The 7,844-nt window shown below is 44.6% G+C and carries 11 protein-coding genes; 9 read left to right on the top strand and 2 right to left on the bottom strand.

Features of this window, described 5'->3' with window-relative positions:
• Nucleotides 1–87: 87 nt before the first annotated feature.
• Together AB4154_RS02095 and AB4154_RS02090 are read right to left on the bottom strand one after the other, a co-directional pair.
• Nucleotides 88–315, bottom strand: coding sequence for a SlyX family protein (locus tag AB4154_RS02095; RefSeq protein ID WP_009848930.1), 228 nt, complete (start codon nt 313–315; stop codon nt 88–90).
• A gap of 5 nt (nt 316–320) precedes the next feature.
• Complete coding sequence (locus tag AB4154_RS02090; protein WP_102320012.1) at nt 321–1,298, bottom strand: WD40 repeat domain-containing protein; 978 nt, start codon at nt 1,296–1,298, stop codon at nt 321–323.
• Nucleotides 1,299–1,429: 131 nt separating this feature from the next.
• On the opposite strand from AB4154_RS02090, the gene fkpA reads away from it, so the two are divergent.
• From fkpA to AB4154_RS02045, 9 genes are all read left to right on the top strand, one after another.
• A complete protein-coding gene (gene fkpA / locus AB4154_RS02085) occupies nt 1,430–2,206 on the top strand; it encodes an FKBP-type peptidyl-prolyl cis-trans isomerase (RefSeq protein ID WP_017061105.1) in 777 nt (258 codons plus the stop codon).
• Between the two features lie 205 nt (nt 2,207–2,411).
• Nucleotides 2,412–3,137 (top strand): transcriptional regulator, encoded by a 726-nt coding sequence (locus AB4154_RS02080; protein WP_004729851.1) that lies wholly within the window; start codon nt 2,412–2,414, stop codon nt 3,135–3,137.
• A complete protein-coding gene (tusD, locus tag AB4154_RS02075; RefSeq protein ID WP_017063709.1) occupies nt 3,131–3,520 on the top strand; it encodes a sulfurtransferase complex subunit TusD in 390 nt (129 codons plus the stop codon). Before AB4154_RS02080 ends, tusD begins: the two co-directional genes overlap by 7 nt.
• Nucleotides 3,517–3,873 carry a sulfurtransferase complex subunit TusC gene (gene tusC / locus AB4154_RS02070; RefSeq protein ID WP_017063710.1) on the top strand — a complete coding sequence of 119 codons (357 nt, stop codon included), beginning with the start codon at nt 3,517–3,519 and terminating at the stop codon, nt 3,871–3,873. Before tusD ends, tusC begins: the two co-directional genes overlap by 4 nt.
• Nucleotides 3,874–3,881: 8 nt before the next feature.
• On the top strand, nt 3,882–4,157 hold the full coding sequence (tusB, locus tag AB4154_RS02065; RefSeq protein WP_017063711.1) for a sulfurtransferase complex subunit TusB: 276 nt from the start codon (nt 3,882–3,884) through the stop codon (nt 4,155–4,157).
• Nucleotides 4,158–4,339: 182 nt separating this feature from the next.
• The gene (gene rpsL / locus AB4154_RS02060; protein WP_004737194.1) at nt 4,340–4,714 is read left to right on the top strand and encodes a 30S ribosomal protein S12; all 375 of its coding nucleotides are present in this window, start codon (nt 4,340–4,342) and stop codon (nt 4,712–4,714) included.
• Nucleotides 4,715–4,821: 107 nt separating this feature from the next.
• Complete coding sequence (rpsG, locus tag AB4154_RS02055; RefSeq protein ID WP_010435163.1) at nt 4,822–5,292, top strand: 30S ribosomal protein S7; 471 nt, start codon at nt 4,822–4,824, stop codon at nt 5,290–5,292.
• A 166-nt stretch (nt 5,293–5,458) separates the two neighbouring features.
• Complete coding sequence (gene fusA, locus AB4154_RS02050; RefSeq protein ID WP_017061101.1) at nt 5,459–7,555, top strand: elongation factor G; 2,097 nt, start codon at nt 5,459–5,461, stop codon at nt 7,553–7,555.
• Between the two features lie 147 nt (nt 7,556–7,702).
• On the top strand, nt 7,703–7,844 hold a 142-nt coding region (locus tag AB4154_RS02045; protein WP_242456805.1), incomplete at its 3' end, for a GTP-binding protein.

Raw genomic sequence — 7,844 nt, 5'->3', positions numbered from 1 at the left:
TGTCCCGTCCTGAAATGTGTTTACACATTGAGGACGAGAAACTAACGATATGCGTCGTTAGATTTAATTGGTTATTTTGAACCGCACTTAATAGTGTGGAGGTGGCGTCTCTTCTGATGCGTCAGCTAGATTAGAGCCATCCATATTTTTTACTTTGCCAACCACGAACTTCATCTGATCTTGCATTCTCGTGATTAACATTTGTTGTTGGCTAAGCGCTTCATTGAGTTCTTCAATGGTCTGTTCTTGGAAAGCTAGCTGACACTCTAGGTCATTTACGCGGCTTTCTAGTTGTTCAACTCGCTTTTCTGTCATCGTTCTTAATCCACATTCCAAGCTTGGGCAATGCCCGCAGAGGTGCCCGATATCACACGGTTCTTATCATCAAAGGCTGCATCATACACTACCGCACGAGGAGGGCGAGCATCTTTTAGTGGCTCAGCATCGTGGCGAGAAATTCGTTTGCCATCCTGAGTATTCCACACACTCACTTGGCTGGATGGCGTGCCCGTCACCAACATGCTGCCGTCATCAGAAAAACGAGCACTCGAAAAAATCAACTGTCGAGACCAGCTTTGCAATTGCGCTTGAGGTTCGCCCGTTTCAAGATCCCAAATCATCGCTTGATTGCCGCCATCAGAGGTAAAAGCCAGCTCGCCATCGCGTTGTAGCGCGACTCGTACTACTCTTTGTTCATGCTCAAAGGTGCGTAATACCAAGCCTGACTCGGTATCCCACAGGTAGGCTTTATAGTCGTTGCCACCTGATAATGCGTAGCGACCATTGGAAGAAAGGGAAACAGAATTAACTTTTTCTCGGTGAGCAAGGAACTCAAGACGGCGTCCGGTGACTAAGTCCACATAGATCGCTTTGCCATTAGACAGGCCAAGCAATACTTTTTCACCATTGCTAGAGATATCGACATCGCGAATTAAGCCATCGGAGATAGACCAAAGCCCTTGTGCTTGAGTCCAAGAGAGGTCCCAAACGGCGAAGTTCATCTGGCTTGCGGTAATGGCAAAGCGGCCATTGTCCGAGATACGGATACGCGATACTTGGTTTTCTAATTGATCTTGTGGGCCGAGTTGAGCTAACTCTTTGTTTTCGGCAAGGTCCCAAAGCAATAGTTGTTTTTTCTGAGAGTAGAGCAGGGCGAAGCGTCCATCTCTGCTAAGGGCAAAGCTGGTGGCACCATTGGGTTCAATTTCCCAACGTTGCTCATCATCTTGGAAGAAAAAACATCCATTTAACAAGGCGATGACAATTGTACATAGCAATGAGTGGAAAAATATTCGCATCACATCTAATAATCCGGTTTGTGTCGAAAGACATATGACTAGTATATTGTTATAACTAACGTATTCACACCAATCTAATCATTAGATTTGTGCACAATAACCAATGGCTTGGCCATTAATTGGAGAATTCAATGAAATCAGTTTTAAAAGTATCACTGCTTGCCGCAACGGTTATGCTAGCAGTTGGTTGTCAGAAAGAAGAACCAAAGGCAGAAGCTCCACAGGTTGAAGAAGTTAAAGTTGAAGCAGTAAACTTTAAAACAGAAGACGACAAAGCGGCATACGCAATCGGCGTATCTTTCGCTAATTACCTAAGCACAAGCATTGATAAGCCAAGCGAGCTAGGTATTAACCTAGACAAAGATATGGTTCTTCAAGGTATCGAAGACGTATTCGCAGAGAAAACTGCACTGAACGAAGAAGAAACTCGCGCAGCTCTTGAAGCTCTAGACAAGCGTGTTGCTGAAACGATGCAAGCACAAGCGGCAGAAAAATCTGCAGAAGTGAAGAAAGCCGGTGATGACTTCCGCGCTGAGTTCGCTAAAACTGAAGGCGTTAAGCAAACTGAATCTGGTTTACTTTACCAAGTAATGACTGCTGGTGAAGGTGCTTCTCCAAAAGACACTGATACTGTTCAAGTTCACTACAAAGGTACGCTAACAGACGGTACTCAGTTCGACAGCTCTTACGACCGTGGTGAACCAGCAACATTCCCACTTAACCGCGTAATCCCAGGCTGGACTGAAGGCGTACAACTGATGCAAGTTGGTTCTAAGTACAAGTTCGTTATCCCGCCAGAGCTAGCATACGGTGAGCAAGACACACCGACTATCCCTGCTAACTCAACGCTAGTATTCGAAGTAGAACTACTAAACATCGATAACGCTGAAGCAGCTCCTGCACAGTAATATCGGTTAAAAGCCTCGTACTAAAATACGTTGATTGAATAAAAAGCCTAACTTTGAGTTAGGCTTTTTTTATGATTTGAAGATGAGTATTTGATTTTTAAACTTGTTCTAAATCACTAGTTGCAATGTTAGCTAGGTGTGCAATTAAAATTTTCTGATAAACTTACATAAATTTGTTGATTTTTCACACGAAGGTAAGGAATAAGTGACTACTACAGAAACAGTCAATGCAGATGTGTTACTTGAAATGGAATCAGTCCACGTTATGCCATTCAGTGAACACGATAAAATCATTCTAAGATCTTATGAGGCCGTTGTTGACGGTATTGCGAGCCTTATTGGTCCGTTTTGTGAAATCGTTTTGCACTCTTTAGAAGACCTCAATACTTCTGCGATTAAAATTGCCAACGGCGAAAATACAGGTCGTCAGGTTGGCTCGCCGATCACCGATCTTGCATTGAAGATGCTAAAAGATATTGAAGGTTCTAAGCGTAACTTCTCACGTTCATACTTCACTCGCGCTAAAGGCGGAGTGTTGATGAAGTCGATCACGGTTGCTATCCGCAACGGTGAAGACCGAGTGATTGGCCTACTGTGTATTAACGTGAATCTAGACGCGCCATTCTCACAAGTGCTGCAATCGTTCATGCCTACACAAGACGCAGACGAAGCCGCATCATCGGTTAACTTCGCTAGTGACGTTGAAGAACTTGTCGACCAAACGGTTGAACGCACCATTGAAGAAATTAACGCTGACAAATCGGTATCGAACAATACTAAGAACCGTCAGATCGTGATGGAGCTGTACGACAAAGGTATTTTCGATATTAAAGACGCGATCAACCGCGTTGCTGAGCGACTGAACATCTCTAAGCACACCGTGTACCTATACATCCGCCAACGTAAAACAGAGGATGAAGAGGGTTGCTAAGCTATACACTCCTAGTGAATGGGCCAGTCTATGGCTCACAGTCAGCAAGAAGTGCCTACCAGTTTGCCGTGGCTCTGATTAAACAGGGCCACAAACTTCACAGTGTGTTCTTCTATCAAGATGGCGTCAGTAACGGCTCAGATCTTACCGTACCGGCTAACGATGAATTTGATTTAGCTTCTGCTTGGCAAAAGCTGGCTGATGAACACGATGTTAGCCTTGAAACCTGTGTGGCAGCTGCGCTAAGACGCGGAGTGATTAGCTCTGAAGAAGCAGAGCAACATCAACTAAGTGCCTCTAACCTAGCCACTGGATTTACTCAAGCCGGATTAGGGAGCTTATCGGAAGCGCTACTAACGCAAGATAGGGTTGTGCAGTTTTGAGAAAGTTAGCCTTTATATTTAACAGTTTCCCTCATACGACCGCTGCGGGTAGAGAAGGGTTAGACGCCCTGCTTGCTGCGTCCGCATATAGTGAAGACATTGCCGTGTTCTTTGTTGGCGATGGCGTGACACAGCTTCTCAAAGCGCAGCAGCCCGACGAAACACTATCGCGTGACTACATCTCTGCATTCAAACTTATGGACCTGTACGACATCGAACAGGTGTATGTGTGTCAGCGTAGTCTGAGTCAGTTTGGTCTTTCAGCAGACAACCTGCTGATCGATGTGACCACCGTTGAAGCCGACGAGTTAACGCAGAAGTTAGCTCAGTGCCAACAGATACTGACTTTCTAGGGGACGCTATGCTTCATATTGTAAAATCAGTCGACAAACTTAAACTCGCATTGACCTATTCTCAGCCACAAGATCAGTATCTTTTGGTGGAAGATGCGGTGTATGTTTGCCTTCCCAATCATGAGTTATTCACTCAAATCTGCGCAGTAGAGCAGGTGTCGGTGTTAAAACCAGATCTCGATAGCCGAGGTTTACAACTACTTGTCTCAAGTACCATTGATCAAGTTGACTTCGATGGCTTCGTTAAACTGACGGTTTTGAACGACAAATCAGTCACTTGGTAGCTGTGTTTTATCAGTTTGGTTAAAAGTAGACCATCCTGAGCTCTAGACGGCTAAAAAAGATCTGTATATTTCTTGACACACCTCCCACTGCTGAATAGAATTTTGCGTCCCTAATTACGACTTGTGATTAGGGATAGATTTTTCACAAAGCTTACTTTCAAGTAAATTTCAGGAGCTAGTTAATGGCAACTATTAACCAGTTGGTTCGCAAACCTCGTGTAAAGCAAGTTGTTAAAAGCAACGTGCCTGCACTAGAAGCGTGCCCACAAAAACGTGGTGTATGTACTCGTGTTTACACTACTACACCTAAAAAACCTAACTCGGCACTACGTAAAGTATGTCGTGTACGTCTAACTAACGGTTTCGAAGTAACTTCGTACATCGGCGGTGAAGGCCACAACCTACAAGAGCACAGTGTTGTACTAATCCGTGGCGGTCGTGTAAAAGACCTTCCGGGTGTTCGTTACCACACTGTTCGCGGCGCACTTGACTGTGCTGGCGTTAACGACCGTAAACAAGGTCGTTCTAAGTACGGTGTGAAACGTCCTAAGTCTTAATTGATTCTCTTTTTTAAAAAGAAATCGTTAAGTAAGGCCAAACACTATTTTATTTATTATTCTGAAAAGTTTTGGAAAAAACCTGAAGAAGACAACGGAGAATATCCATGCCACGTCGTCGCGTAATAGGTCAGCGTAAGATCCTTCCAGATCCTAAGTTCAAATCTGAATTGCTGGCAAAATTCGTTAACATCCTTATGGTTGACGGAAAGAAATCTACTGCAGAAAAAATCGTTTACACTGCACTAGATTCAATGGCTGAGAAGTCTGGTAAAGACCACTTAGCTGTATTTGAAGAAGCTCTTGAAAATGTTCGCCCAGCGGTAGAAGTTAAATCTCGCCGTGTAGGTGGTTCAACTTACCAAGTACCTGTAGAAGTTCGTCCGGTTCGCCGTAACGCTCTTGCTATGCGTTGGGTAGTTGAAGCTGCGCGTAAGCGTGGTGAAAAATCTATGGCTCAACGCCTAGCTGCTGAAATGCTAGACGCGTCTGAGAACAAAGGTACTGCGGTTAAGAAACGTGAAGACGTTCACCGCATGGCTGACGCAAACAAAGCGTTCGCACATTACCGTTGGTAATACCTTTTTAGTGCTGCAAGGTTCCTTGCAGCACTTCTTTAGTTCCTATGCTTATGCTAGGAACTATTGCTATTTCTAGGGCAAGCAATTTTTAGCGAAGCATCGCTTTTAACGCCTAATCTAGACATAGCAATAGTCCCTAAGTCTCTAATAAGAGGATTCAACCGTGGCTCGTAAAACTCCTATAGAGCAATACCGTAATATCGGTATCGTTGCTCACGTAGATGCAGGTAAAACAACCACAAGTGAACGTATTCTGTTCTATACCGGTCTTTCTCACAAAATCGGCGAAGTTCACGATGGTGCAGCAACCATGGACTGGATGGAGCAAGAGCAAGAGCGCGGTATTACGATCACTTCAGCAGCAACCACTACGTTTTGGCGTGGTATGGAAGCTCAGTTCTCGGACCACCGTATTAACATCATCGACACTCCTGGACACGTTGACTTCACAATCGAAGTAGAACGTTCTCTGCGTGTGCTTGATGGTGCAGTTGTTGTGTTCTGTGGCTCATCTGGTGTTGAACCTCAGTCAGAGACAGTATGGCGTCAAGCTGATAAGTACCAAGTTCCACGTATGGTTTTCGTTAATAAAATGGACCGTACCGGCGCTGACTTCTTGCGCGTAGTTGAACAGATCAAGGACCGCTTAGGCGCAACTCCTGTTCCAATTCAACTGAACATTGGTGCTGAAGAAAACTTCCAAGGCGTTGTCGATCTTATCAAGATGAAGGCAATTAACTGGAATGAAGCTGACCAAGGCATGACTTTCACGTACGAAGATATTCCTGCAGACATGCAAGAAATGGCTGAAGAATATCGTACAGAACTTGTTGAAGCTGCTGCAGAAGCAAATGAAGAGCTGATGGATAAGTACCTTGAAGAAGGTGAACTAACAGAAGCTGAAATCAAACAAGGTCTTCGTACTCGTACCCTTAATAATGAAATCGTACTTGCTACTTGTGGTAGTGCATTCAAAAACAAAGGTGTACAAGCTGTTCTAGATGCAGTTGTTGATTTCCTTCCTTCTCCAGTCGATGTACCTGCAATTAAAGGTATCGATGAAGACGAGAACGAAGCAGAGCGTCACGCAGACGACAAAGAACCGTTCTCAGCGCTAGCATTCAAGATTGCAACAGACCCATTCGTTGGTACTTTAACTTTCATCCGTGTTTACTCTGGTGTTGTTGAAAGCGGTAAAACAGCTTACAACTCTGTGAAGAAACAACGTGAACGCTTAGGTCGCATTGTTCAAATGCACTCAAACAAGCGTGAAGAAGTAAAAGAAGTACGAGCAGGTGACATCGCAGCCATCATTGGCCTGAAAGATGTGACTACTGGTGAAACCCTTTGTGACCAGAACCATAAGATTGTTCTTGAGCGCATGGAGTTCCCAGATCCAGTGATTCAGATCGTTGTAGAGCCAAGCTCTCAAGCTGATCAAGACAAAATGACTATCGCTCTAGGTAAACTAGCAGCGGAAGACCCATCGTTCCGCGTTGATATGGATGCGGAAACTGGCCAGACTCTGATTTCTGGTATGGGTGAACTACACTTAGATATCATCGTTGACCGTATGAAGCGCGAATTTAGCGTGAACTGCAACGTTGGTAACCCGCAAGTGGCTTACCGTGAGACTATTCGTGGTACAGCGAAAGCGGAAGGTAAATTTATCCGTGAACATGGTGGTAAAGGTCAGTACGGTCACGTATGGCTGAAACTAGAACCATCAGAAGCTGGCGAAGGCTTTGTCTTTGTGGATGAAATTGCCAATGGTATCGTACCGAAAGAGTTTATCGCTTCAGTTGCTAAAGGCGTTGAAGAGCAGATGAACAATGGTGTGCTTGCTGGCTATCCAGTTTTGGATATCAAAGCTACACTATATGATGGTTCTTACCATGAAACAGATTCAAGTGAGATGGCGTTTACAATCGCTGCCTCTATGGCTTTCAGAACGGGTGCACTTGAAGCGCAACCGGTTCTGCTTGAGCCTATGATGAAAGTTGAAGTAACTACTCCAGAAGACTGGATGGGTGACGTTGTTGGCGATATTAACCGTCGTCGCGGCATCATCGAAGGTATGGACGAGGGGACAGCTGGCCTGAAGATAATTCGTGCACAAGTTCCGTTGTCTGTCATGTTCGGTTACGCAACTGATTTACGTTCTGCGACACAAGGTCGTGCTTCTTACTCTATGGAGTTTAGTGAGTACGCTGAAGTGCCTAACAATGTTGCAAAAGCAATCATTGCAGAGCGTGGTTAAACAAAAGGAAGGCATTTTTTTTCATTTTTTGAAAGAACAATGCGTCCAAATATTGCGCTAACGAGAGTTGGCGCATAAAATAGCAATTTCTGGCGCGTCTCGCTCAATAATGAACGTGGCGAATCATAACTAGGAAGGAACACGATTGTGTCTAAAGAAAAATTTGAACGTACGAAACCGCACGTAAACGTTGGTACTATCGGCCACGTTGACCACGGTAAAACAACTCTAACTGCTGCTATCTGTACTACTCTTGCAAAAGTATACGGCGGTGTTGCTAAAGATTTCG

This window comes from Vibrio sp. 10N.286.51.B11 (assembly GCF_041469245.1).
Lineage (GTDB): Bacteria > Pseudomonadota > Gammaproteobacteria > Enterobacterales > Vibrionaceae > Vibrio > Vibrio crassostreae_C.
Note: the sequence above shows the minus strand (reverse complement) of the source record. Positions and strands in the feature narration are given on the sequence as shown.

Coding starts and splice junctions, on each gene's coding strand:
- AB4154_RS02095 (WP_009848930.1), bottom strand. CDS start 315: ATGACAGAAAAGCGAGTTGAACAACTAGAAAGCCGCGTAAATGACCTA.
- AB4154_RS02090 (WP_102320012.1), bottom strand. CDS start 1,298: ATGCGAATATTTTTCCACTCATTGCTATGTACAATTGTCATCGCCTTG.
- tusB (WP_017063711.1), top strand. CDS start 3,882: ATGCTTCATATTGTAAAATCAGTCGACAAACTTAAACTCGCATTGACC.
- rpsG (WP_010435163.1), top strand. CDS start 4,822: ATGCCACGTCGTCGCGTAATAGGTCAGCGTAAGATCCTTCCAGATCCT.
- fkpA (WP_017061105.1), top strand. CDS start 1,430: ATGAAATCAGTTTTAAAAGTATCACTGCTTGCCGCAACGGTTATGCTA.
- rpsL (WP_004737194.1), top strand. CDS start 4,340: ATGGCAACTATTAACCAGTTGGTTCGCAAACCTCGTGTAAAGCAAGTT.